This window comes from Mucilaginibacter sp. NFX135 (assembly GCF_048565145.1).
In the GTDB taxonomy this organism is placed as follows: Bacteria; Bacteroidota; Bacteroidia; order Sphingobacteriales; family Sphingobacteriaceae; genus Mucilaginibacter.
On the sequence record NZ_CP183412.1, the window covers coordinates 1515999 to 1539692 of the forward strand.

19 protein-coding genes and 1 tRNA gene are annotated in these 23694 nt (G+C 42.8%); 5 read left to right on the plus strand and 15 right to left on the minus strand.

The features are described from left to right. Positions 1 to 459: 459 nt before the first annotated feature. From atpC to ACNURT_RS06665, 5 genes are all read right to left on the minus strand, one after another. Positions 460 to 714 carry an ATP synthase F1 subunit epsilon gene (gene atpC / locus ACNURT_RS06645; protein ID WP_076374640.1) on the minus strand — a complete coding sequence of 85 codons (255 nt, stop codon included), beginning with the start codon at positions 712 to 714 and terminating at the stop codon, positions 460 to 462. Positions 715 to 797: 83 nt separating this feature from the next. After that, positions 798 to 2303, minus strand: a complete 1506-nt coding sequence (gene atpD / locus ACNURT_RS06650; protein WP_419701071.1) for a F0F1 ATP synthase subunit beta — start codon at positions 2301 to 2303, stop codon at positions 798 to 800. Positions 2304 to 2463: 160 nt separating this feature from the next. Continuing rightward, positions 2464 to 3450, minus strand: a complete 987-nt coding sequence (locus tag ACNURT_RS06655; protein ID WP_419701072.1) for an NAD(P)H-quinone oxidoreductase — start codon at positions 3448 to 3450, stop codon at positions 2464 to 2466. Between the two features lie 360 nt (positions 3451 to 3810). Beyond that, positions 3811 to 4704: an SDR family oxidoreductase gene (locus tag ACNURT_RS06660; RefSeq protein ID WP_419701073.1), complete on the minus strand. Its 894-nt coding sequence runs from the start codon at positions 4702 to 4704 to the stop codon at positions 3811 to 3813. 382 nt (positions 4705 to 5086) lie between these two features. Continuing rightward, a complete protein-coding gene (locus ACNURT_RS06665; RefSeq protein ID WP_419701074.1) occupies positions 5087 to 5665 on the minus strand; it encodes a Crp/Fnr family transcriptional regulator in 579 nt (192 codons plus the stop codon). Positions 5666 to 5972: 307 nt separating this feature from the next. On the opposite strand from ACNURT_RS06665, the gene ACNURT_RS06670 reads away from it, so the two are divergent. Further along, complete coding sequence (locus ACNURT_RS06670; protein ID WP_419701075.1) at positions 5973 to 7163, plus strand: TlpA family protein disulfide reductase; 1191 nt, start codon at positions 5973 to 5975, stop codon at positions 7161 to 7163. A gap of 214 nt (positions 7164 to 7377) precedes the next feature. Here ACNURT_RS06670 and ACNURT_RS06675 read toward each other — a convergent pair whose 3' ends face one another. After that, positions 7378 to 9789: an ABC transporter permease gene (locus tag ACNURT_RS06675; RefSeq protein WP_419701076.1), complete on the minus strand. Its 2412-nt coding sequence runs from the start codon at positions 9787 to 9789 to the stop codon at positions 7378 to 7380. Positions 9790 to 9931: 142 nt separating this feature from the next. Continuing rightward, complete coding sequence (gene bla, locus ACNURT_RS06680; RefSeq protein WP_419701077.1) at positions 9932 to 10654, minus strand: subclass B1 metallo-beta-lactamase; 723 nt, start codon at positions 10652 to 10654, stop codon at positions 9932 to 9934. An 88-nt stretch (positions 10655 to 10742) separates the two neighbouring features. Between bla and ACNURT_RS06685 the strand changes: the two genes are divergently transcribed. The 4 genes from ACNURT_RS06685 (at position 10743) to obgE (ending at position 13186) form a co-directional block, all read left to right on the plus strand. Further along, on the plus strand, positions 10743 to 11204 hold the full coding sequence (locus tag ACNURT_RS06685; RefSeq protein WP_370993908.1) for a redoxin domain-containing protein: 462 nt from the start codon (positions 10743 to 10745) through the stop codon (positions 11202 to 11204). Positions 11205 to 11362: 158 nt separating this feature from the next. After that, a tRNA-Arg gene (locus ACNURT_RS06690) sits at positions 11363 to 11439 on the plus strand. Between the two features lie 52 nt (positions 11440 to 11491). After that, positions 11492 to 12064, plus strand: a complete 573-nt coding sequence (locus ACNURT_RS06695; protein WP_370993907.1) for an adenylate kinase — start codon at positions 11492 to 11494, stop codon at positions 12062 to 12064. 120 nt (positions 12065 to 12184) lie between these two features. Then, entirely contained in the window at positions 12185 to 13186 is a 1002-nt protein-coding gene (gene obgE / locus ACNURT_RS06700; RefSeq protein ID WP_419701078.1) for a GTPase ObgE, read from the plus strand. Between the two features lie 318 nt (positions 13187 to 13504). Here the strand turns inward: obgE and ACNURT_RS06705 are convergent, their stop codons facing one another. The 8 genes from ACNURT_RS06705 to ACNURT_RS06740 all read right to left on the minus strand — a co-directional run bounded on the left by ACNURT_RS06705 (position 13505) and on the right by ACNURT_RS06740 (position 23621). Beyond that, the gene (locus ACNURT_RS06705; protein ID WP_419701079.1) at positions 13505 to 15076 is read right to left on the minus strand and encodes a hypothetical protein; all 1572 of its coding nucleotides are present in this window, start codon (positions 15074 to 15076) and stop codon (positions 13505 to 13507) included. 145 nt (positions 15077 to 15221) lie between these two features. Beyond that, a complete protein-coding gene (gene xrtY / locus ACNURT_RS06710) occupies positions 15222 to 16640 on the minus strand; it encodes an exosortase Y (protein WP_419701080.1) in 1419 nt (472 codons plus the stop codon). After that, positions 16640 to 17260 (minus strand): class I SAM-dependent methyltransferase, encoded by a 621-nt coding sequence (locus tag ACNURT_RS06715; RefSeq protein ID WP_419701081.1) that lies wholly within the window; start codon positions 17258 to 17260, stop codon positions 16640 to 16642. Before ACNURT_RS06715 ends, xrtY begins: the two co-directional genes overlap by 1 nt. Next, positions 17253 to 18392, minus strand: a complete 1140-nt coding sequence (locus tag ACNURT_RS06720; protein WP_419701082.1) for an XrtY-associated glycosyltransferase XYAG1 — start codon at positions 18390 to 18392, stop codon at positions 17253 to 17255. Before ACNURT_RS06720 ends, ACNURT_RS06715 begins: the two co-directional genes overlap by 8 nt. Then, the gene (locus tag ACNURT_RS06725) at positions 18389 to 19795 is read right to left on the minus strand and encodes an exosortase Y-associated Wzy-like protein (protein WP_419701083.1); all 1407 of its coding nucleotides are present in this window, start codon (positions 19793 to 19795) and stop codon (positions 18389 to 18391) included. Before ACNURT_RS06725 ends, ACNURT_RS06720 begins: the two co-directional genes overlap by 4 nt. Further along, positions 19785 to 20945 (minus strand): glycosyltransferase family 4 protein, encoded by a 1161-nt coding sequence (locus ACNURT_RS06730; RefSeq protein ID WP_419701084.1) that lies wholly within the window; start codon positions 20943 to 20945, stop codon positions 19785 to 19787. The genes ACNURT_RS06725 and ACNURT_RS06730 overlap by 11 nt, the downstream gene beginning before the upstream one ends. Positions 20946 to 21001: 56 nt before the next feature. Continuing rightward, entirely contained in the window at positions 21002 to 22312 is a 1311-nt protein-coding gene (locus ACNURT_RS06735; protein WP_419701085.1) for a glycosyltransferase, read from the minus strand. A gap of 82 nt (positions 22313 to 22394) precedes the next feature. Continuing rightward, on the minus strand, positions 22395 to 23621 hold the full coding sequence (locus ACNURT_RS06740) for a glycosyltransferase (RefSeq protein WP_419701086.1): 1227 nt from the start codon (positions 23619 to 23621) through the stop codon (positions 22395 to 22397). Positions 23622 to 23694 lie beyond the last annotated feature (73 nt).

Consider the following 23694-nt stretch of genomic DNA (forward strand, 5'->3'; position numbering starts at 1 on the left):
AGAATAGCAATAGCTGCGATTTTTTTTTGAAAAAAGTATTTTATGCCGTTTTTATTATAAAAATGAAATTTAATTCTGTTTAAAATAAAAATATAGCAATAATATATGTCGTGGAATATACCAAAGTTCAAAACGGTATTCGGTACATTTTTTATGCATGCATAGTAAGTTGTCGATTTTCTTCCTGAAATGGGCAAAGCCGCTGCAGAAGTTGTAAAAATCGGATTGCTTTGCATGATGTAATTACCGCTTAAGGATGTTGCTTTATCTTTATATAATTTGCCTCAGAATTTAGCCCTGTTAATTTAAACAACTTTTAAGCAGGAGCCGATAAAAAAAGGGTTCAGTTTGTTCAGTAACGGTTAGTCTTGTTTGATAAAAGATCAGCCGGAAAAAATGTCAAAAAAAAACGTCCGGGGTATCATACCCGGACGTTTTTTTTGAATGTAGGTATAAGGACTATTTGTGCTGAATGCCTTCAGCAAGAATAATGACCTTATTGTTTAATACTTCAACTACGCCGCCTTTAATAAAAAAAACTTCTTCTTTAGCAGCGCTGCCGCCACGTACGGTTAGCTTACCATCCTGTAAAGTAGAGATGATAGGCGCGTGATGGTTTAATATTTCAAATAATCCCAAAGTACCTGGAACGGTTACCGATGTGGCTTCGCCCTCGTATACTTTTTTATCGGGAGTAAGAATTTCTAATGTCATAGCTTAATGTGCGTATGTGCAGATATGCAAATGTGCAGATGATGTTTTAATTTGCACATCCGCACACTTGCACATTTGCATATTTAAGAATTAGCTTCTGCTAATAGTTTTTTACCTTTTTCAATGGCGTCTTCGATGCTGCCTACTAAGTTGAAAGCTGCTTCAGGATATTCATCCACTTCACCGTCCATGATCATGTTGAAACCTTTGATGGTTTCTTTGATATCAACCAATACACCTTTTAAGCCGGTAAATTGCTCGGCCACGTGGAATGGCTGTGACAGGAAACGCTGAACACGACGCGCACGTGATACAACCAGTTTATCTTCTTCAGATAACTCGTCCATACCCAGGATCGCGATAATATCCTGTAACTCTTTGTAACGTTGTAAAGTTTCTTTAACACGTTGAGCAGTGTTGTAGTGCTCATCGCCTAAAACAGCAGGGCTAAGGATACGTGATGTAGAATCCAATGGATCCACAGCTGGGTAGATACCTAACTCGGCAATTTTACGTGAAAGTACAGTAGTAGCATCTAAGTGAGCGAAGGTTGTTGCCGGCGCAGGGTCGGTTAAGTCATCCGCAGGTACGTAAACGGCTTGTACTGAGGTAATTGAACCTCTTTTTGTTGAGGTGATACGCTCTTGCATGGTACCCATTTCGGTAGCCAGTGTTGGCTGGTAACCTACCGCTGATGGCATACGGCCTAACAGCGCCGATACTTCAGAACCTGCTTGTGTAAAGCGGAAAATGTTATCGATAAAGAACAGGATATCACGGCCTTTGCCATCTTCTTCACCATCACGGAAATACTCGGCAATGGTTAAGCCTGATAAAGCCACACGTGCACGCGCACCTGGAGGTTCGTTCATTTGTCCGAAAACGAATGTTGCTTTTGACTCTTTTAAAGCTTCGGTATCAACTTTAGATAAGTCCCAACCGCCTTCTTCCATAGAGTGCATAAAGCCATCGCCATATTTAATAATGCCCGATTCAAGCATCTCACGTAAAAGGTCATTACCTTCACGGGTACGCTCACCTACACCGGCAAATACTGATAAACCAGAATAAGCCTTGGCAATATTGTTGATCAATTCCTGAATTAATACGGTTTTACCTACACCTGCACCACCAAACAATCCAATTTTACCACCTTTAGCGTAAGGCTCTAACAGGTCAATAACTTTAATACCTGTGAACAATACTTCGGTTTCGGTAGATAGATCTTCGAAACGTGGGGGGATATTGTGGATAGGGCGGCCATTAGATTTATCTAAGTTTGCGATACCGTCAATGGCATCACCAACTACGTTGAACACGCGACCTTTAATGTTTTCGCCAACCGGCATTTTGATAGCGGCTTCGGTATCCAACACTTTCATGCCACGTAGCAATCCGTCTGTCGAATCCATCGCGATCGCACGTACACGATCTTCACCTAAATGCTGTTGAACTTCTAAAATTACTTTTTGGCCATTATCTTTCGTGATCTCTAACGCATCATAAATCTTGGGAAGATGAGCATCATCAGCGAAACTTACGTCAACTACCGGACCAATGATCCGTGATATTTTTCCAATGTTTGGCATATATAACCTGGTGTTTTAAAGAATTTTTCTGCGAAATAGTTGTTACTGTTAAAATATAAGATGCTATTTCAGAGGCGCAAAGTTAAGATTTCTATCCAAATATTTAAATAGCAACGCCAACATTTTTGCATATATTTTCTGCACACCCATTTTCAGGTTTTTAATGCGCAAAACTCAGCACAATTTTTCCTGTGTGGGCGCTGCTTTCCATCAGCTCATGGGCCTGAGCGGCCTCTTCGGCTTTGAAAACTTTGTAGATAACCGGCTTTATCTGCCCGGATGCCAGCAATGGCCAGATGTTATTTCGTAGATTTTGGGCGATGGCGGCTTTAAACGCTATATCCCTGGCTCGTAATGTTGAACCTGTGATCACCAGCCTTTTCATCATCACCTGCGCCAGGTCAATCTGGGCATCCTTACCTTTCATGGTGTTGATCATCACCAGTCGTCCCTCAACAGACAGCGACTGGATATTGCCCGGCGTATAATCGCCGCCTATCATGTCCAATATCACATCAACTCCTTTGCCGTTAGTTAATTGTTTAATAGCATCGGTAAAATTTTCTGTTTTGTAGTTGATAGCTTTGGTAGCACCTAATTGCTCGCAAAAGCGGCATTTTTCATCCGAGCCGGCAGTTACATAAACCGGGTGACCCAGCGCTTTCGCCATTTGTATAGCCGCAACTCCAATACCGCTTGATCCGCCGTGCACCAGCAAAGTTTCATCGCCTTTGAGGTTGGCGCGATCAAATACATTGCTCCAAACGGTAAAAAACGTTTCGGGTAAGGAGGCTGCCTCTTCAAATGAAAACCCATCCGGAACCGGCAGGCATTGACCCTCCGGGGCGTTGCAATACTCAGCATAACCACCACCAGCTACGAGGGCGCAAACTTTATCGCCAATTTTCCATTGGGTTACCGCCGTGCCAGTTTCAACTATGATGCCGGCTATTTCCAAACCGGGGATATCCTGTACCACACCAGCAGGCGGCGGATATTTACCTTCGCGCTGTTTTATATCCGGACGGTTAACCCCGGCAGCTATCACTTTCACCAACACCTCATCAGCTCCACAACCGGGTTTTGATCTCTCGGCGATCTGCAAAACGGAAGGGGTACCAGGCCGGGTGACAACAACTGCGTTCATAATTAATTATTGAATTACTGATTTATTGAATTAGTGATTTCAGTTCTCAAAAACTTTTTAAACCTTAAATTTTAACACTTTTTTGATCAAAAACGATTGAAAATCGATCGAAAACTTCTTAAAACTCATTCAAAACCATCGATTTTAACACTTTTTAACAAACTTTTGATGGGTTTTGAAAACTTTAAAAAGTTTTAATTATTTGATCGCCAAATAACTATGTTAAAATCGGTCGGTTTTAGGACTCTTTTTTCCTTAACCAAACAGCCCGTTTCTCTTTTGGTTGAAGAGAAACGGGCTGTTGTATATACAAATATACTGAATTTTTGGAAGGGATAAAAGTTTAACCCTATCTTTTCACTATCCGAAATAAGTTCCTGTTTCCATATCGGTAAGAAGTTCAATATGTTTCGGCTGCCAGCCCAGTTGTTCACAGGTTTGGGCGCTGGACGATAGGTTATCCATGCCCGCGAAATGCCCGAACCAGCCAAAATGATCTGGTGCTTCTTCGGGTGTTTTGCTTACAACCGGTACATTCAGATGCAGGCCTATCACACCCGCAATATCGCGGAAGAGTACACCTTCTTCGGCAACGCCATGATATCGGGCCCCTGCGGAGCCTTTCTCCAGCGCGAGCCTGTACAAACGGGCGGCATCCAGGCGGTGCACGGCCGGCCAACGATTTAGTCCTTCGCCTACATAAGCCGAAACTCCTTTCTCCCGGGCCATGCCAATGAGTGCCGGAACAAAGCCATGGTCGCCATTGCCATGTACCGTTGGGGGCAGGCGCACCACTGCTGTGCGTACTCCTTGTGCCGCGATGGCCATCGCCGCCTCTTCCGAGGCTACACGAGGCACTGGCGACGAGCTGAAATCGGGCACCGTATCTTCGGTGGCCAGGCCCCTCCCGGCCAGCAGCCCTGTACCCGAGGTGATAACCAGCGGGCGATCGGAGCCGGTGAGCACGGAGCCCATTGCGTGTATCACTTGCCGGTCTGTTTCGCAGTTGGCTTTAAATTTGGTAAAATCGTGGTTAAAGGCGGTGTGGATAACGCCGTCACACATAGCCGCTCCCACCCGCAGGCTTTCGAGATCTTCCAGGTTACCACGGTGCACTTCGGCACCGGCGACGATAAGGGCTTTTGCACCCGCATCTGAACGCGCGAGACCAAGTACCTGGTGCCCCGCGCCTATTAATTCCTGAACAATGGCTGAGCCTACAAAGCCCGTAGCGCCTGTTACAAATACACGCATGTTTTTTTTTGAATTAGATAAATAAAATTTTAAATCGTTTTTAACGATTCAAAATTGGCCAATACCGCTTCGGGAAAAGAGGACATTTGACGCTGTTTTCATTTAGGTAATTTGCTTTTTTAATGCTTACTCCCTGGCAGCGTATCTCGTGGGAGCGAAGTAATAACTTATAAAAAGACATTAGGTGGAAATCGGGCGTATATCGACTCACCCCGACATCGCTGCGCTTGTCACCCCTCTCTCCGCTTCGCGCATAGAGGGGTTTTCTTTCTTTTTTCTTCACCCTCTTTCCGCCGCAGGCGAAGAGAGGTGGTCCAGCGAAGCGTAGACCGGTGAGTCGACTCTGCGATTTACTTATAACCTCGCAAGTTTGAGTTGTTATCTATCGTTTGAGCTGGGCATGCCGCACACGGCTAAGGGTCTTGAGCGAAAGCCCGAGGTACGAAGCGATCATGTGCAGGGGCACACGTGCAAATACGGTGGGGTAGGTTTGTATAAATTCATCGTATTTTTCTTCGGGTGTTGAACTGATGGCGCTAAAGATGCGATCGCGGCCTAATGTGACATTGCGGGAGATGAGCCGCTCCGTAAAGTATTTTAAGCGGGGGATCTGCGCAAACAGGGTGTCAAAATCACTTTTGGTCCAGAAGATAAGGTCACTGTCTTCTACAGCATCGATATAATAACGGGAAGGGGTATGATTATGTAAGCTTTCGGGCTCGGTAACCCACAAATTTTCTGGCGAAAACTGCACAATATGTTCGGTGCCGTCTTCCCGGGTGCGGTAGGTACGTAATATACCTTTGCAAACAAATATCTTGAAGCGGCATATTTCGCCTTCCTGCAGCAACACCTGTTTTCTGTGCACTTTTTTTTCGACAGCAAAGGAGTGGATCAGTCTGAGTTCATCATCAGACAGCTGCATGTGCTCCCGGAGGTAAGTTTCAAATTCAGCGTACATATAATGATCAAAAATAAGGAAAATACAGAGTCGGGAGTATCCTGTCAATGTAATTAAATTGCAGATTACTCCGCAGGAGTAAAGCTTTGTAGCAAATAAAGGCGACGTGATGGCATGCCGTAGGTATGCAACGGGAGTGCAGTACCTACGGCACTGAATAAGGATGACTTTTTCTACAAAGCTTTAACCCTGACGGGGTTTTCAATATCCTAAGTTGGCAGGTACCAGCCTGGATGTTAAAAAAGGTTAAGGTTTGTTTGAACTTTTCTTTTTGGATTATCTTAGAGGGCTGATTGATAATTCTAACATGAATAGCATGATTTACCTTATCCGGAAATTTACTAAGCCTTTTACCTGCATCGCATTTGTGCTGTTTGGTAAAAACGTGAACGCTCAGATTGTCTCAGTTCAACAAATTATTGGCAAACTGGAAAATCATAAAAACTTTAGCTACCAGTCTGTCAATAGAATGAGGGAGATATTTGCCAAAGACACGGTAACTACGCAAACTCATACCGTTTTGGAAAAAGCGCCTGAAGATAGAAGCTTTGGTTATCTGTTTAACATGGAAACCAAAAATGGAAATGATCAATTTACCAATATTGATTTATACAACGGGCAGGATCTGATACATATTACACCCAAAGACAGTACATATCGAAAGGATAAGCTGGAGTACATTGTTCAGCGCACATTGCCAGGTTATTTAAGATGGATGCAGGGCCGCATCGCAAAAGGACTATCCAAAGTTGTAAAAACCAGCGATACTACGATCAATGCGGTTGATAACTATCATTTAATTGTTAATATACGGGACACGCTCATTAATAAAGAACATGACTATAGCTATGTGCATTTGTATATTGACAAATTATCAGGTATGCCCAATTATATAGTTGCCCGATCAAGAGATATGAGTTTTGGTGATGGGGCTACAATCTATTATTCCGAAACCCGTTACTTCGATTATCAGTTTGATCAGAATAATATTGATATAGCTTCCATGACAATCCCTAAGGATTTTCATCCACCCAAAGATCAGCCCGCTTTACTTAAAGAGCAAACTGATTTGTTAGCATTGGGAAGTGCTGCACCAGGTTGGACCTTGTATACTGCCGATGGTAAAAAAATGTCCTTAACGCAATTGAAAGGGAAAGTTGTATTGATGGATTTTTATTTTATTGGTTGTGCTGGCTGTATGCTTTCTTTAAAGCCATTGAATAATCTTTTTGAAAAATACAAAGGGAAAAACTTTGTAATAGCAAGCATAACCGAGCGGGATAGTAAGCAATCCGTTTTAGACTTTGAAAAAAATTATCATTTAAGATATCCAAGCTACGTTAATGCGGCTGACGTAGTCAAATCATACCATGTAAACAGTTTTCCTACTTTTTATTACATTGACAAAGAAGGGAAAATAGCCAACGTGCACGTAGGTTATGGTGATGATTTTGTAGAGAAGGCAAGTGTGATAATTGATGATTTGTTAAACAAATAACCTCGATCATCCACTGGTACTGTGTGTTGCGCGATCCTCTTATAAAATTTATAAATCTGATTATTCGTTCCTTAAACTATCCCTCCTTAGCGCAAGTCTTGTGCGGTTGCTGGGGGGTGAGGACTTGTGCTTATGTCACAAGTCAGCCATTTTTCACAGGCCTACAACGCAAGACTTGCGCCAAAAGGGGTATGCTCGTGATTTATAAATCTGATTATTCGCTTCGTAAACTGTCAACAGGATTGCTATGCGCGGCTCTGAATGATTGCGAACTAATGGTGACAAAGGCGATAACAAGCGCGCCAACTGCCGCCGAAAGCAGCATCCACCATTGAATGTTTTGCCGGTAAGCAAAGCCCTGCAGCCATTTGTTCATGGTTAACCAAGCCAATGGCGTAGCGATAAGGATGGAGATGAAAACCAGCTTGATGAAATCTTTAGAGAGCATAGCTATTATGGTAGAAACACCAGCCCCTAATATTTTGCGTATACCTATTTCCTTGTTACGCTGCTCTGCCGCGTAGGCAGCCAGGCTAAAAAGGCCCAGACAAGCAATGATCACGGCCAGTGTGGTAAAGGATAAGAATAATTTTCCGGTGCGTTGTTCTGAACGATAGGCAGCATCAAAATCTTCGTCCATAAATGAATATTCAAAGTGTTCGTTAGGGCTCATGTTTTTCCATAATTGTTTTACCTGGGCCACAAAAGCCTGATAATTATGAGTATTTACCCTGATGCTCAACGCGCCGTTATCCTGGGACAAAAACATCACTACCGGTGTAATATTTTCGCGGAGGGAGTTGAAATTAAAATCTTTTACAATACCTAATACGCGATATTCTTGTGGTCCCTTTGGTGTGGAGCGGTAGATCCTTTTGCTTAGCGGGTCATTATAATAACCGAGCATTTTTGCCGCGGCCTCATTAATGAGTACGCCCGACGAATCGGTAGTAAAGGTTTTTGAAAAATTACGTCCCTTGAGTATCTTCATGCCCATTGTGCTTAAATAATCTTCATCAATATTCCATGTTTCGGTGAACAGGGCGCTCTTAGCGTCAACCGCCCTGCTGGAGAATACCGCGTCTGGGGCCCGGTTGCTTTTGGTAGGTAAAAAGCCACAGAGCGAGGCGTTTACCACGCCGGGTAACTGCCTAACCTGTTGCTGCAAAATTTTAGCCTGCTGATTTAAAACTTGCGCGTTTTTAACTATCAATACCTGGTTACGGTTAAAACCCATATCCCGGCTTTGTATGTAATGCAGCTGATTATAGATAACCACTGTGCCAATGATCAGGAAAATGGATATGGAAAACTGAAAAACGACCAAGAAATTACGTAATCTACCACCTTTAAAACCCGCGGACAATTTGCCTTTTAACACATCGGCTGGCTGAAAAGCTGATAGGAAAAATGCAGGATAAAAACCGGCGAGCGTACCTACCACTAAAACTATAAGGATCAGCGCGGGCAGTAGCCACATGATTATTTGCGGGGTAACAACCAGGTTTTTATTGGCTACCTGGTTAAAAAGAGGGAGCAAAGCCCAGGCCGCGAGTACCGCTACGACAGTTGCGCCGAGTGTTACCAGTATCGACTCAGTCAGAAATTGGACGATAAGACTTTTACGTGATGAGCCCAATACCTTGCGTACACCAACTTCGCGTGCCCGGTTTGCCGAACGGGCGGTAGATATATTCATGAAGTTGACACAGGCCAACAGCAATATAAATATGGCTACAACACTAAAAATATACACATATTGGATACTGCTGTTGGTGCCAAGTTCATACTGCTTATTACTATATAGATGGATATCGGTAAGTGGTGTTAAATTCATCCGTATATAATTACCCTGTTTTTCCATTGCATCCAAATTGCCATCGTTGTCGCGCATGCGGTTAAAGGTTCTTTTAACCATGGCGGGCAAACGAGCTGCTAAGGTTTGGGGATTGGCATGGGGTTTTAGTAATACATAGGTGCTCACCACATAGTTTAACCAGTTTTGACTTTTATCTTCCGGCTTAGAAGCCATGGATAAAAAGAAGTCGAAATTAAAGTGCGAGTTGCCTGGTATGTCCTTCATTACACCGGTTATTTTATAGTTGGTGCTACTGTTTACTACCAGGGTTTTGCCGGTGACATGTATATCGTTAAAATATCTTTTCGCGGTTGTTTCGGTGATCACGGCGGTGTTCGGTTCTTTAAGTGCCGTTCTGGGGTCACCTTCTATCATTGGTAAGGTAAATATGGTAAATATGGTCGGGTCGCTGTAAGCTACCTTGTCTTCCTGTACGTTCTCATTGTTTTTCCTAATGCGTACGCCCATATCATGCAGCAGCCTGGCCGATTTTTCAACTTCCGGAAAATCATTGATGAGCGTGGCTGCAAGGGGTGGTGGGGTAATGGCGTAAGATGAGGCATTGCCGCCAAATTTAAGATCGGTATTAACCCGGTATATGCGATCGACATTGGTATTGTACTTGTCGTAGCTTAACTCATCCACTACATAAAACACAATGAGCAGGCAGGTAGCCAGCCCCATGGCCAGGCCTAAAATATTAATGAATGCAACGCCTTTGTTTTTTAAAAGACTTTTGAACGCGATACGGAGATAGTTTTTGATCATGGCAGGAATGGGTTTTTAACAGGTTAAACCAATTGACCATAAAATTAAAAAGTAATTGAATATCAATTTGTTAAATAAAGTTAAATCAACCAACTTCAATCTTTGGTGCGGATCAATGTTTGCAGGTTTTGAGCACTCATTCCTATTTCTGCTTCGCTATGTCAATAGTATGTTTCAGCATCAGGGTATCACCCTGCCAGCCCTGGTGACCGGGAATGAGGTATTTGATATCCCGAAAACGGGTTTTTACCCGGTTTACGCTCAAAGGCCATGCGGCAATATTGCCATCGGCGGTATACCCCTTTTCGTCGGTATCCATGCTTTTGATCAGGCAGCCGCCAAACAATACTTTAGTTTGGGGCAGCCATATCACAATGTTATCCTTGGTATGGCCCTCGCCCGGGAAATAGGTTTGCACTTTTACTCCGCCAACGTTAAAAACGGTGTCTTTAGTAAAAGTAAACTCAGGTTGTTTGTCGTTGTGTTGTTTGGCCAGCTGTTTGGTTAATACGCTGGTATAGGTTTTGGTGCCGTTCTTTTTTAATACGTCGAGCCCCGCGGTACGGTCGGTGTGGAAATGGGTTGATATACAAAGCGCTATTTTTTGATGATAACGTTGTTTGATGGTATCTATCAGCTGCCGGGTCTGATCTTCGTCCCAGGGGGTATCAATTAATACAATGCCGGCCGGTGTTACTATATAAAGGCCATTGGCCGGGAATGGCGTTTTATCATCAGGTAAACCATAAGAAATATATACATATACATTACCTGTTAAATGTTTTGTACTGATGCGGAACGGCCTGGTTTGCGCTTTGGCGAAAAGGGATGAAAGCAGGAATAAAGTAAACAATAGGTGTTTCATGGCTTAAAATTATATTAAACGAATTAATTACCCAGCGATTACCAATAAGGCCGGTAATTTTTATTTATTTGTAATCAAAAAATTAACTATGACATTACAAGCAGGCCAGGCGGCACCTCAATTCTCTTTATTATCAACCGATATCAAGTCGGTATCATTAGCCGATTTTAAAGGCAAAAAAGTAGTTGTACATTTCTTCCCATTAGCTTTTACCGGTGTTTGTACCACGCAGTTGTGTACCATGCGCGATAGCTTTGGTTATTATGACGGGTTGAATGCAGTGATATTAGGTATATCTGTCGATTCGCCTTTTACACTGGCTAAATTCAAGGCTGAGAATAATTATCAGTTCGACCTGCTGTCGGATTTTAACAAAGAAGTATCGTCTGCTTACGGCGCCTTGTATGAAGAATTTGTCCTGGGCCTGAAAGGTGTTTCTAAGCGTTCGGCCTTTGTAATTGACGAAGAGCAGAATATTATATACGCCGAAGTGCTGGAAGATGCCGGCCAGCTGCCCGATTTTGCAGCGATAGCCGAGATAGTAAAGTAATTTTGAGCCGATGCATGGCAGCCGGTTCAAAAAGAGAAACGGTTTAGTAAGCATCAGATCAGCTATTTGGCTATCCGGAAAAAATAATTCAGAAAGTTATTTTAAAAAAGTTTGCAACGGACGGTGAAAAATTCTATTTTTGCATTCCGTTTCAAAAAGCACTTGTAGCTCAATTGGATAGAGCACCTGACTACGGATCAGGAGGTTAGGGGTTCGACTCCCTTCAAGTGCACCATAACGTTAAGCCTTTCTGTGTAGTACCGAAAGGCTTTTAATTTGTATAGAGCATGCTAAATCTGGTATTGTTTGGCCCTCCCGGAGCAGGGAAAGGGACTCAGTCGCAAAAGCTTATTGAAAAACACGGTTTAATACACCTTTCAACAGGCGACCTTTTACGCGGCGAAATTGCACAAGGAACAAAGCTTGGTTTAGAGGCGAAAAAACTGATGGATGAGGGGATGCTGGTTCCGGATGAGGTAGTTATAGGCATGATCAGTAATAAGCTGGATGCCAATAAAGATGCCGAAGGGTTTATATTTGATGGCTTTCCGCGTACTGTGGCACAAGCCGAAGCATTAGACCAGCTGTTGAAATCAAAAGAATCGGCCATATCAGGCATGATAGCGCTTGAAGTAAATGACGATGAACTGGAACACCGCCTTTTATTGCGCGGTAAAGAATCAGGTCGTGCTGATGATGCCAACCCGGAAGTTATCCGCAAACGTATTAAAGAGTATAATGATAAAACGGCGCCGGTTGCTAATTTTTATAAAAACCAGCATAAGTTTACCAGCATAAATGGTATAGGCTCAATTGACCAGATATATAAGGCAATTGATACGGTTATCGAAAATTATTAAGTAAAAAGACAGTCCGCAAGTCGGGTAAGTCAGTAAAGTCCGGAAGTTGAGACATTCAAAATTCTTAGCCTTCCGGACTTTACTGACTTTCGGACTTTCCGGACTAAAAAGGGAAAAGAAATGTCGCAGAGTTCCAATTTTGTTGATTATGTGAAGATCTGTTGCCGCTCGGGCCACGGAGGGGCGGGCTCTGCTCATTTACACCGTGATATATTAACCTCCAAAGGTGGTCCGGATGGTGGCGATGGCGGCCGCGGTGGTCATGTGATCGTTAAAGGCAATGCCCAGCTCTGGACAATGCTTCACCTCAAATACCGTAAACACGTAATTGCCGGCGACGGTGATTCGGGAGGCAGCTCTTTAAGAAGCGGAAAAACCGGGCGCGACGAGATATTGGAAGTACCCCTGGGTACAACCGTTAAAAATGCCGAAACAGGCGAGATCATCTTCGAGATAACCCAGGATGGGGAAACAAAAATATTAACACCCGGCGGTCGCGGTGGCTTAGGCAACTGGCACTTTAAAACCGCTACCCAGCAAACACCCCGCTTTGCGCAACCCGGTGAAGATGGCAGGGAAGACTGGAATATACTGGAGCTGAAAATACTGGCCGATGTAGGTTTGGTAGGTTTCCCCAACGCGGGCAAATCAACCCTGCTTTCGGTAGTATCTGCTGCCAAGCCCGAGATTGCCGACTATGCTTTTACTACCCTCGTGCCCAACCTGGGTATTGTATCCTACCGGAATAATCGCTCATTTGTAATGGCCGATATTCCGGGAATCATCGAGGGGGCATCACAGGGTAAAGGTTTAGGTTTCAGGTTCCTGAGGCATATCGAACGTAACTCGGTGCTGTTGTTCATGGTACCGGCCGATACCAACCGCACCATAAAAGAAGAATACGAAATTTTACTGAACGAGCTGCAGCAATACAATGCAGAGCTTATGCACAAGCCCCGCGTTTTGGCAGTTACCAAAATGGATATGCTTGATGACGAGCTGCAGGCCGAAATGAAAAAAGAACTCCCCGGGGGCGTTCCTTCTTTATTCATATCCTCCGTAGCGCAAAAGAACCTTACGGAACTGAAAGACCTTCTTTGGACCGAGATCAATAAAAGATAAAGTCCGAAAGTCAGTAAAGTCCATAAGTCGGAAAGATAAAGTCCGAAAGTTTAGAGTGTTGTAACGCGCTGTCCGAAGTTTCTGACTTCGGACTATTATGTTAGTAGTCTTTAGACTACATGAAGCAGTGTAGTTGCAAACTACAGGCATAGTCATTCGAAGTCAGAGACTTCGAACAGCGCAAGCAGTAAAGTCTGCAAGTCGAAAAATAAAAGATAAAGTCCGAAAGTTTGGAGTGTTGTAATTTCCAAACTTTCGGACTTTATCTTTTACTCCTATTTTATCTTCCGGGCTTTACTGACTTCCGGACTTCCCGACTCACTTAGCCGAGTACAACACATAATCATTACTCAGCATATCCATTTTAAAGCCTTTGTAACCTGGGAAACACTTGCGTATGATGTTTGACTTTGGCCCCATGTAACTTGCCGGTAACAGAATAAATATTGGCCCTGCGTGGCCACGGTGTACGTAGCTGTCATAATCAATTTTAATATCCGAGTCTATGGGATCTAAAGTAATAAAACGGTTGTGGTTGATCTCCAACCCCAGATCTGGACTGATAAATACAAAAAGGGCGTTATTGTTCTTTTTGTCGAGATCCATAATATAGTTCAATGATGGCTGATCAATAAACATTTGGGCCAGGCCAGACGTACCTCTGGCATTTACATTTTTGTTTTGCAGATAACCAGGTATAAAATAACGAAAACTAAAAAAGGCGATCACCATACAAATAAATCCGAACGCCGCTTTGTAAAATACCCCGCTCTGGCTTATTAAATAAACCACCCCGGGTATAATTAACAACCCGATTAAGCGCAGGTGCCTGGCTTCGTAAGAGATATATGCCTGTTTCAAAAAGTTGTATCCAAAAAACAATATCGCCACAGAATAAAAAACGATGAGCAGCCGTGTATACTTTTTATCGGGGACTTTACGCACTATACGGCTCACCAGTAATATACTCAATACAGCCGCTATTACCACAATAAACACCGCCCAAAAATGGTTTAACATGGCCGAATCATCATGATATATCAGGCCGCCCATTATATCATCAACCGAAAAACCGGCCAATATAGGTGAAGCCATCGGGAAGCTAAAAGTTTCCCAGGCCAGTTTTATACCGCCGGCTCCTGAGGCCGGTGTAATGCCTTTGGAAAGGTAAAATTTGTATATCACGGCTAATGACAGTACAGCGGGTATGCCTATCCAGAAGCCTTTTTTTATCCATCCCCATATACTCGTTTGGCCGGATGACAATGTGATCCATAAGTAAATACAGCCAGCTCCGTATATCCATAAAAATGACGATTTGCAGCAAAAGCCTATCCAGCCCGAAATAATCAGAAAAACTACAATCTTCCATCCTGGTTTATCTATAGCCGCACAGCCATACAGGAACCATCCGGCGAAGCCGAAAAGTAAAACCTCGCCACCATTGTAAAAAACATAAGGAACAATAAATGCCTGCTGACAGGCAATAACCAACACACTGATAGCGGCTACCAAAGGTGTAAAACCTACCTTTTTGAAAAACAGGTAAAAGGCAGCTAAACCCGATAAAGTAAACAAGGTAACCGTAACTGCCGCTGCTTTGCCAGTGTTTATACCCAAAAGGAGTTTGAAAACATAAGGGAACAGGTATTGCCCCGGTGACCACCAGGTTAAAAACTCAGCCGAGTTTTTAGCGACATCGGCAGGATCTGGTTTGATGGCCATATTAAAGCCGCCACCCATTTGCATGGCACGCAGTACCTGGAAACCCCAGCAGGAATCAGGAAAAATGGAAGTAGGATACAGGTATATCATGGTACCCAAAATAAGTACGAGGATACCCAGGGCCGCTAAAATAATCTGGTGGATGTGAGACTTTTGTGTTGACATAAGTTGTTTAGGCTTGATAGGTAGATAGATCCGTTTTATAAGGAGAAGCAAGAATTAAGAGTCTGGAATTAAGAAAAAAATAGCCTGCTTTTGTTCGTATTTTCAATAAAGAAATAAATTTTTTATAAATCATTTGTTTTTGCCTTTATCTTGATTCCTGACTCTTATATCTTGCCTTTTTATCGTCTCTTTTAACCCAAAAGTAAAGACTGATCATAATCAAGATGTAGATAACGATATTAAAAATAGTATGATGATCAATTATCCCATTTGTTTTTTTATTCCAAAACAAGGCTAACAGTACAAACCGGATAATGTTTAAAAATTGAATACCTAATAAGCCAGATACCAGAAATAAGATTTTTGACCTGAATTGTTTGGGATAAGCGATCACAAATGCCGAGAAAAAGCTCATGACCCCAAGTCCCAGGCAATCATAGGCTAACCGGATAGCGCCTTTGCCCGCTACCAGCAGATCAATATGATTGTAAATTACATCAAAACCGAGTATGTTAAGTATGAAGGCGCTGACTGATAATAAAAGGGTTCGTAAACCCTGTATATAGTTTAAATAAGTAGCTAAAAAAGCATTGTAATGATTACCGGGACTGGTTAAGCCCAGGAACAGGATATTGAAGTAATAGAATAACAGGAACAGGACTATGAATTTAAAGGCGAATTTTAAGGGAGAGGGTTGGTTACCAGCAACCCGCTTTGGGGTGGAGTTGAGTATTTCATCAATTTTTACATCGACAATAAGCCTGAACCAAAATCCCTGTAAAAAGTGGAATATGATACCGGTGCGGCCATCCAATATTCCTAACTGAAAGATCATACGGTGGCCGAAGTATAGCAAAGGTCTTATGTAACGTGGCAGCTGCCACCATAAGCGTTTAAGCCAGGCAGTACGTTCATCGGGCGAACCTAACAAGCTTGGTTTCAGTGTTTGGTGCCGGAGGTTTTGCATCCGTTCCACCTCTTCCCGTGCCACCAGGTCGCTGTAACGGTTGTGCTTATCTATCCAAAAACTGATGTTGTTCTCTTTTAAATTCTCCTCTAAAATATGTCCCTGCTTCCAAACAATGGTTTTACCCGGAACAATAAACCGGTGATCCATACCTTCATTCAGATCAGAATATCCGGCCTTATAGCGGAACATTTTGAGCAGATAGATGGGGTAATATCCCCCGTGTTTGATCCAGCGGCCTTTAAAAAAGTTTTTGCGGTTAAAATAAATGCCGTTAATATTCTGGTTGTCCTCGTCCTTAAAATTAAACAGCAGCTCTTTTAATTCGGGGGTAACTATCTGGTCGGCATCAAAGCAAATTACCCAGGGAGTTTGTATATCAAAAATCTTCAAGGCATGATCCCATTGTTTGGGATGATTTTCAAACGGATGCTGTTGCACAACTGCTCCTGCTTGCTGTGCTATTTGGATGGTTTGATCGGTACTGCCCGAATCCAGTATAAAAACAGGCGCGTTTAACGCCGCTATCGACTCCAGCAAGCGGGGCAAATGCTGCTCTTCGTTATAAGTAAGTATGATGACTGAATAAGGAACCATCAATTCAATTTAGCTTTTATCAACATTGATTTCCATAAATAAGGCCAGCGCCCGTTACCTTTAAACGAAGTAACTGTAAAACCGGCATTTGACAATGCCTGGCTCAGTGTTTTTTTTGACCATAATTTAATATGCCCGCCAAGCCAGAGCGGGTTCATGTGGCTGTCCCATTTGTTAAAAATGCTGAGCACCAGGTTTTTTATATATCCATGATAAGGGGTTGATACCATTAATTCGCCGCCTTGTTTAAGCTGTTTTTTGCAGAATAGGATAAACGCCTCGGGGTTGTACAAATGTTCGATAACCTCGGTAGTGATGATGATATCAAAGACTATATTTTGTAATTGTTGGGGTAAATTATCAGACGATAGGTCCTGAACAAAAAAACGATCGGGATTTTTTTGCCGGGCTATGCTGATACCTTCTTCAGAGGCGTCAGTTCCATAAGCGTTGTAACCCAGCTCAATCAAATAATTAACGAGATAACCATTACCACATCCCAGATCCAGTATATGGTGATGCCGCGACTGATCAATCATGCCAAGCAGGTCATGGAGCTGGTAGCTTAAATTGTGTGTTGGCTTATCATTATGATAACCATAGTTGTTATAATCAGCCATGGGTAATGATGTTTGTATACATATTCATGTACTGGTTGATCAGGTTGCTTTTGTCAAAGCCGGCTTCAATTATCGAAGGAGCGATTGCCCGGATACGGGTTAACTCATCTTGTTGACCACTTATTAAATTCAACTGGCTGGCTAATGAACGGCTTTCCAGTTCGCATTGCCAGCCCAGGCTTTTTTGAACCACATAAGCCGACAAGCCTACAAATTCGCTTAACAATACCGCTGTTCCCTGGCTTAAGCTTTCAATAACTACGTTCCCGAAATTTTCATCGTAGGATGGCAGCACCAGCAGATCATGCTCTTTTAAGAGCTCAAATTTATTTTCGTTTTGAAAACCCATCCAATTTACACTTTGTTCTTGGCCCTTGTTTTTTACCAGTTCCTTCAATCCCTCTACATAATTACTGTCGCCATCGCCGGCTATGGTCAATGTAAAGGGGAATGTTAGATCAGGTAGCGCATTGAGCAGTATATCCAACCCTTTTTTTTCTTCTATCCGGGAAAGGAAAATTAATTTAAATATGGCATCCCGCTTGCCATCTGCCATGTGATTTAATGAAGGCAGTTTAACCAGGTTGGCGATATTGAAAATGCTTTTAGGATGAACCAGGCTAAGCATAGCTTCTTTCTCCCTGTCGGTAGTTACATGGCAGTACGACCGTTTGAATAGAGGTTTGGTGAGCAGATGATGGATGATCTTTTTAATGTCCTTGTTTTTGTTTTGAAAAGAATAAGGACTCAATGTACCCCTGGCCGAAATTACAACAGGTACCTTGCGCCATACGGCTATGAGGCACGATAAAACCGAAACCGTATTCCACCAGGCCTGGATGTGTACCACATCATAATTTTTAACGTTTCGCCAAACCGATTTTAATAACGTCGGTGAAAAGTGGGTATGATCTTTAGTAATTCGTTTAAAGTAGATAACAGTAACCCCATCAATATTTACAGCTTCATTCGGAGCTATCGAAAGTTCGTTTAACCCGTTAGCGGTTGTAGTATACACCATGATCTCGCAACCTGCATTAGCCAATTGTTCGCACAGCATGGCTACCGACATGGTGGGCCCGCCATAGATAAACGCAGGTTTGTAAGAAGCCGAGATCTGTAAAACTTTCAAGCCTTTTGAAGGATATGGGTTGCCGTAAGTATTTTATGAATAACGAGCATGGTAATATAACTCCAGAATACACTGTTAATTAAAAACTCGAAACTTAACCCGCGCCACAGGATTTGAAATAAACCACTAAAAATAAGCGCTGTACCCAGGATATAACCTCCAAAAAGTTTCTCGGCCTGCAGAGCGATCAGCTGGGCAATAGCGCCATAGGCAAATAAACACAAAAGTACACCCAAGGCCCCTCCCGAAAGATACGCATCAACAACAAACGCGGGCTTAGCAGACACATTGGAAAAACGGTTAATAACCCCGGCATTGTAAACCCGTTCCATAACCATTTCTTCGGTAATGGGTTTGGACGGCCAGAATATACGGGGGATAATGGCTGTTCCGGATTGCTTAAACAGCGTAAAACCATAATAATCTACCTGTTTTGGGGTTGATTGCACAAAGTGCGTAAACATATCTATTTCGCTTAAACGGTTCACCAAAAACGACCAATTGGAATCATCATCCTCTGCATCATTATTTAAGGTAGCATCCAATGCCAGCTGACTGGCCTCGGTGGCGTTACTGTTACCAGACCATGCATTTTGCCTGAAAACACGATTGTAGGTAGGTAAAAAAACAAATAACAATAGCATCAAGGGAACAAAGGTAAAGGTCACCGCTTTTTTATAATTGGGATATAGAAATATACCCAAAACCAGTACGCTTACAATAATGGGCTCTTTAAACCCCGAGATGAGCGATTGATAAAAATTAAAACAGTAAAAACCAATACATATCAGCGTGTTGCCTACTTTTTTGAGTGGTATAGCAAAGGCCAGAGCCAATGTACCTGCAATAAAACTAAGCGAGTTTAATTGATTATAGAATTGGGATAGGCCCGGGATTTTTAAAAACAAAATAGATACAGGAAAACTAACCATCGCAAATAACATTAGCAGGCGGGTGAGTTTTTGCGTATCTACATGGTAAATCTTTTCGGTAGAATAGTTCATAAATATCAGTATGCCTAAAACAAGCGAGGCATGCCCCAGGCAATAATAACGCTGACATTGCGCGGTGAGCAGCAGCTTTTCATGGTCAACCAAAATATAGCCTTGTTTCACAAAATTCTCATAGCCCATTACATCCATGAAATAAAAAATGGATGTACAGGCCATGTACCCGGCAAAAATTATCTGGACTAAAAAAATGGGGCGCATTAACTGGCCTGCAATGCTCCTGTCGGCAGGGAGGGGTTTTATCCACCCGCTTAGCGAAAGCCAGAATATTAAAAACGAACCAAGCCAGGCAATAAAATAAGAGAGCACCGGATCGCCTTTTAATAAAAAGGAGAGTCCCCAGGGTAAAAATAGTACGATAAACCGCTCCAACGGAGCCTGATTAGTTCGCATGGTTATGCTTTAGTGTATTTAAAATGGCAGCCACTTGTTTGTCAAAGCTCCAGTCGGCTATTTTACGTTGGGTATTGGTACCTAAAGTTTTTAGCCTTGATCTGTCTTTTAAAAGTTCGCCGAGCTTTTGGGTAATATCTGATAAATTTTCCGAATCAAAAATATCACCCGTTAAACCGGGTATCACCAGATCGGCTGCACAACCCACTTTGTTGGATACCAGCACCGGTACTCCGGCAGCCATGGCCTCATTGACCGCAAGCCCCCAGGTTTCGCCGGGACCTTTGGATGGCAGGCAAAAAAGATCAGCGGCCTGGTATACCACCGGCATCAATAATTGATTTTGAAAGTCCATAAAATGGATACGCTTATTGATGCTTGCCTTTGTTTTTAAAGGTATCTCAAAAATACCGCTCCCCACGAGTAATAAGTACGCGCCTGGTTTATTTAGCGCTAAAAAAGCATCGATGAGTAATTGGGGTGACTTTTTATGTTCAAATTTACCTGCGAAAAGTATCAAGGTATCCTCCTCCGCAATACCAAGGGTTTGCCTTAATTTTAAAGCCTCTAAGTTTCTGTCGGCGCTAAATCTTGCGTTATCTATAGCGTGCGGGGCAAAGGTTAGTTGTTTGTCTGTTAATCCGTATTTTTTAAAATAAGTTTTGTTATTAATGCCTACATAAAAAGCGTGATCGACATGCCGGTAAACCCATTTTAAGAAAACGGATCTTAGAAATGCGCGGATGCCGGGTTTTATATCCAGAAGAGTAGAATCACCCCTGAAATAGACAGGTAGTTTATGGTGATAATAACGGATAACTTTTAAGTGACTATGATAGGCCCAGCCAAATACCAGTAATGCGTTGGGCTGCCATTGATTGATCTGGTCGATCAAACCAGGGTTAATGATCCCGTTACGGTGATGCGAGCCCGGATCTGATGCCGTGTTGGTTACCCACTCAAAATCGTATCCCTGCAACAAGGGAATGTCCCAGTCGATTTTTTGTCCGAAACCGGGATCAAATTTTTCCATGGCTTTTTCGCCCCAGGTATAAAACACCCTGATCTCCATGTCCGGGCTTTCGGCCAGCAGTTTAAAAACCGGGGCGTAATATTGTACCGGATGGGTGGCTATAATGGCTAAACGCATAGTTTGCTGAGAAGCAAGATATTAGAGTCAAGAGTCAAGAAAACTTCTATAATTAATCAATATTTACTGTCTTTATTCTTGACTTTCAACTCTCTGTTTAAAACCTGGTTAAAAAACAGGCACTGATTTACTGTCATTTGTTGTGCCGAATATTTCTTGATCGCTTCCTGGTTATATAAAGGCGATTCAGAGTTATTGGTATTTAGCTCTGAAAAGAAGTCGTTAATATTTATTCCCGTAACGCTTTCATAATCATAAACGTGTTTTACACCATACTCCCGAAGTATCGGTATCGCCGAACTTTTTTTGTTGAAAACAGCCAGCAAAGGTTTTTGAGTAAGCAGGTACGGATAAATTTTTGACGCCGTATATTGCGGATTATCCGAGCCCGGGATAAAAAGCCCATTGGCCTGCTGCAGGGTGAGCAGGGTATGATAATAACTGATTCGATCGGTTATCTCAACAACATGATCTGCTATCCCATATTGTTGGGCAAGGGGTAATATACTTGGCTTACCCTCACCGGCCGGGGCATAACTGGTACCGATAAAATAAAACTTCAGTCGGCTGTAAAATGTGTTTTCCCGATCAGAGAGCCCTTTTTTAAGCGCTTCAAATACGGGAATTATGGCTTGGTGCATGTCAGCCCCACCGCGACCGGTATAAACAATATTGATAAACCGAGCATCTAACAGGCTCACAAATCTCGTTTGGTTTTCACGGGCAATGGACAGATCAGGTTCAAAAGCCCCGAAAGTGATTACTGCTGAGGGAATGTTTTTTATAACCGAATATCGGTTTTTCAAATCATCGATATAACCTTCGGAAACACTGATTAACCCATCGGCATTTTTTATGGCGATGGGTTCCAGGTATTTATTTAAGCGGTACGAGAACCAGTATTTTGACGGCTGCTGTGTCCGTGGTTTATCCTGGTAATAGTCAGAATGCCAGGGGTCCTGCATGTCAATAACGTAAGGGATCCCAAACTTTTTTTTCCAATAGGCGCCTAAAATACAAACCGGGAATTGTGTGGTTGAAAAATAGATCAAATCAAATTTCCCATCTTTTAAAAGCCGGTTAACTTTATGCCAATAAAACCAAAGCGACCGTAAAGCAATACTCCCCAGCCCCAGTTTGGATGTCCAGCGTTTATTCAGGGCTTTAACTTTGTGGATCTTGATATCACTGGAGATACTTTGAAGCAACAAGGGATCGATCTGGATATCCGTATATTGCTCATCCACCATCACCACTTCCACATTCCAGCCATTGCTGGCAAAATAAGGCAAGCTCATACGTACCCGTTGCATGTCGGCCGCGTTTACCGGCGGAAAGTAGGGGGATATGATGAGGAGGTTTTTCAATTTAGTATCAAGTAGTTAGTATCAAGTATCAAGATATTTTGTAGGTCGTAAATGCTATTTTTAAAAGTCACGATACTTGATACTAACTGCTTGTTACTGATTCTACAACATGCTGAAATATCATGCTTTCATTTTCCCAATTCAATTCTGTTTGTCCCAATTGATAGTTCATTTGCTTTGTTTGAATTAAGCTTTCGGGGTTTTCGGCATATTCCAATAGGCAATTGGCCAGGGAGGTAATATCGTCTTTTTGATACAGGCAGCCCGTGGTTGGATGTTGCTCCATAAAAAGGCGTTGTGCCTGGGTATCGCTGGCAATAATGGCGAGACCGGCCTGTATGTAAGTGAAAATTTTATTGGTGAGGCAAATATCCCTGTTCAGGTTTGGTGCCGTTTCTGTGGCCATGCCAATATCAAACTGTGCGGCGAATTTGAAAAGTTCATCCGGCGCAATGGGTTTGTGAAAATGAATTTGACCGGGTGCAAGACGATTGTATTTTGCCAGCTCCATAATGGCCAGTTCATCCCCGGCAGAGCAATTTCCCAGCAGGTGTAACTCTGTTGGTTTGTCGATAAGCGCCATCGCCTCAATAATGTTTTCGATCCCCCGCTCAGCTCCGATGGTTTGCGAAAACCAAAAGAGTTTCAAAGGTGATGCTGTATCGATGTTTGGTCTGATAGGAAGATCAGTTTTGGGGAAAACATTATTGATCACTACCGGATTTAAATAAGGATAAATCTGTTTATAGTTTTGCGCAATAAGCGGACTCGCGGCCGTAAAATAATCTGTCTGAGGGAAGTATTTTTCTTCGATAAATTTATTCAGCAGGTAACCTTTTTCAGTTTTGGTTTTAAACTGGCCCGAATGCATGTCCTCGGCATCATATCCTACTTTGGCCTGGTTAAATTTTGCCGCCAGAACCGCTACCGGTAATGCTCCGAGATTATGTGCGATATACAGGTCGGTTTTGATGGACCTGGCGATATACAGCGCCTCAGCATGTGTACGGGATATGGCATTTTCGGGAATGCCGAAAGCTTTGGTATAGTTAAAAAGACGCAAGCTTGTTTTTTGCCGCAAACGTGTTTTGTAATAGCTTAGTTTTTCATGTACAGGATCGCCGCCGCAATAAATGTATACGCCTTGGTTCCTGTTGATGATCTCCAGATCAAATTCCCGCGCCCATCCTTGATAAAAGCAACAGATCACCTTAACCTGATAACCCAGCTTAATTAAGGTTTCGGCTTCCTTAACCAGTCTTGGATTGGTGCTCGGCTGCCCGGTGGTGATGAAGGTGATGTGTTTCACGGTATCAGGTAGTTAGTATCAAGTATCAAGATTCTTGAAATCCTCATAAAACAATTGCAGCAGTCATGATACT

Bases quoted from the DNA above. Each gene is read 5' to 3' on its own strand.
- ACNURT_RS06660 (WP_419701073.1), bottom strand. From the start codon at position 4,704: ATGCGTGTATTTGTAACAGGCGCTACGGGCTTTGTAGGCTCAGCCATT.
- ACNURT_RS06675 (WP_419701076.1), bottom strand. From the start codon at position 9,789: ATGATCAAAAACTATCTCCGTATCGCGTTCAAAAGTCTTTTAAAAAAC.
- ACNURT_RS06715 (WP_419701081.1), bottom strand. From the start codon at position 17,260: ATGGCTGATTATAACAACTATGGTTATCATAATGATAAGCCAACACAC.
- ACNURT_RS06655 (WP_419701072.1), bottom strand. From the start codon at position 3,450: ATGAACGCAGTTGTTGTCACCCGGCCTGGTACCCCTTCCGTTTTGCAG.
- ACNURT_RS06665 (WP_419701074.1), bottom strand. From the start codon at position 5,665: ATGTACGCTGAATTTGAAACTTACCTCCGGGAGCACATGCAGCTGTCT.
- ACNURT_RS06695 (WP_370993907.1), top strand. From the start codon at position 11,492: ATGCTAAATCTGGTATTGTTTGGCCCTCCCGGAGCAGGGAAAGGGACT.
- ACNURT_RS06705 (WP_419701079.1), bottom strand. From the start codon at position 15,076: ATGTCAACACAAAAGTCTCACATCCACCAGATTATTTTAGCGGCCCTG.
- xrtY (WP_419701080.1), bottom strand. From the start codon at position 16,640: ATGGTTCCTTATTCAGTCATCATACTTACTTATAACGAAGAGCAGCAT.
- bla (WP_419701077.1), bottom strand. From the start codon at position 10,654: ATGAAACACCTATTGTTTACTTTATTCCTGCTTTCATCCCTTTTCGCC.
- obgE (WP_419701078.1), top strand. From the start codon at position 12,185: ATGTCGCAGAGTTCCAATTTTGTTGATTATGTGAAGATCTGTTGCCGC.
- atpC (WP_076374640.1), bottom strand. From the start codon at position 714: ATGACATTAGAAATTCTTACTCCCGATAAAAAAGTATACGAGGGCGAA.
- ACNURT_RS06730 (WP_419701084.1), bottom strand. From the start codon at position 20,945: ATGCGTTTAGCCATTATAGCCACCCATCCGGTACAATATTACGCCCCG.
- ACNURT_RS06670 (WP_419701075.1), top strand. From the start codon at position 5,973: ATGAATAGCATGATTTACCTTATCCGGAAATTTACTAAGCCTTTTACC.
- ACNURT_RS06725 (WP_419701083.1), bottom strand. From the start codon at position 19,795: ATGCGAACTAATCAGGCTCCGTTGGAGCGGTTTATCGTACTATTTTTA.
- atpD (WP_419701071.1), bottom strand. From the start codon at position 2,303: ATGCCAAACATTGGAAAAATATCACGGATCATTGGTCCGGTAGTTGAC.
- ACNURT_RS06685 (WP_370993908.1), top strand. From the start codon at position 10,743: ATGACATTACAAGCAGGCCAGGCGGCACCTCAATTCTCTTTATTATCA.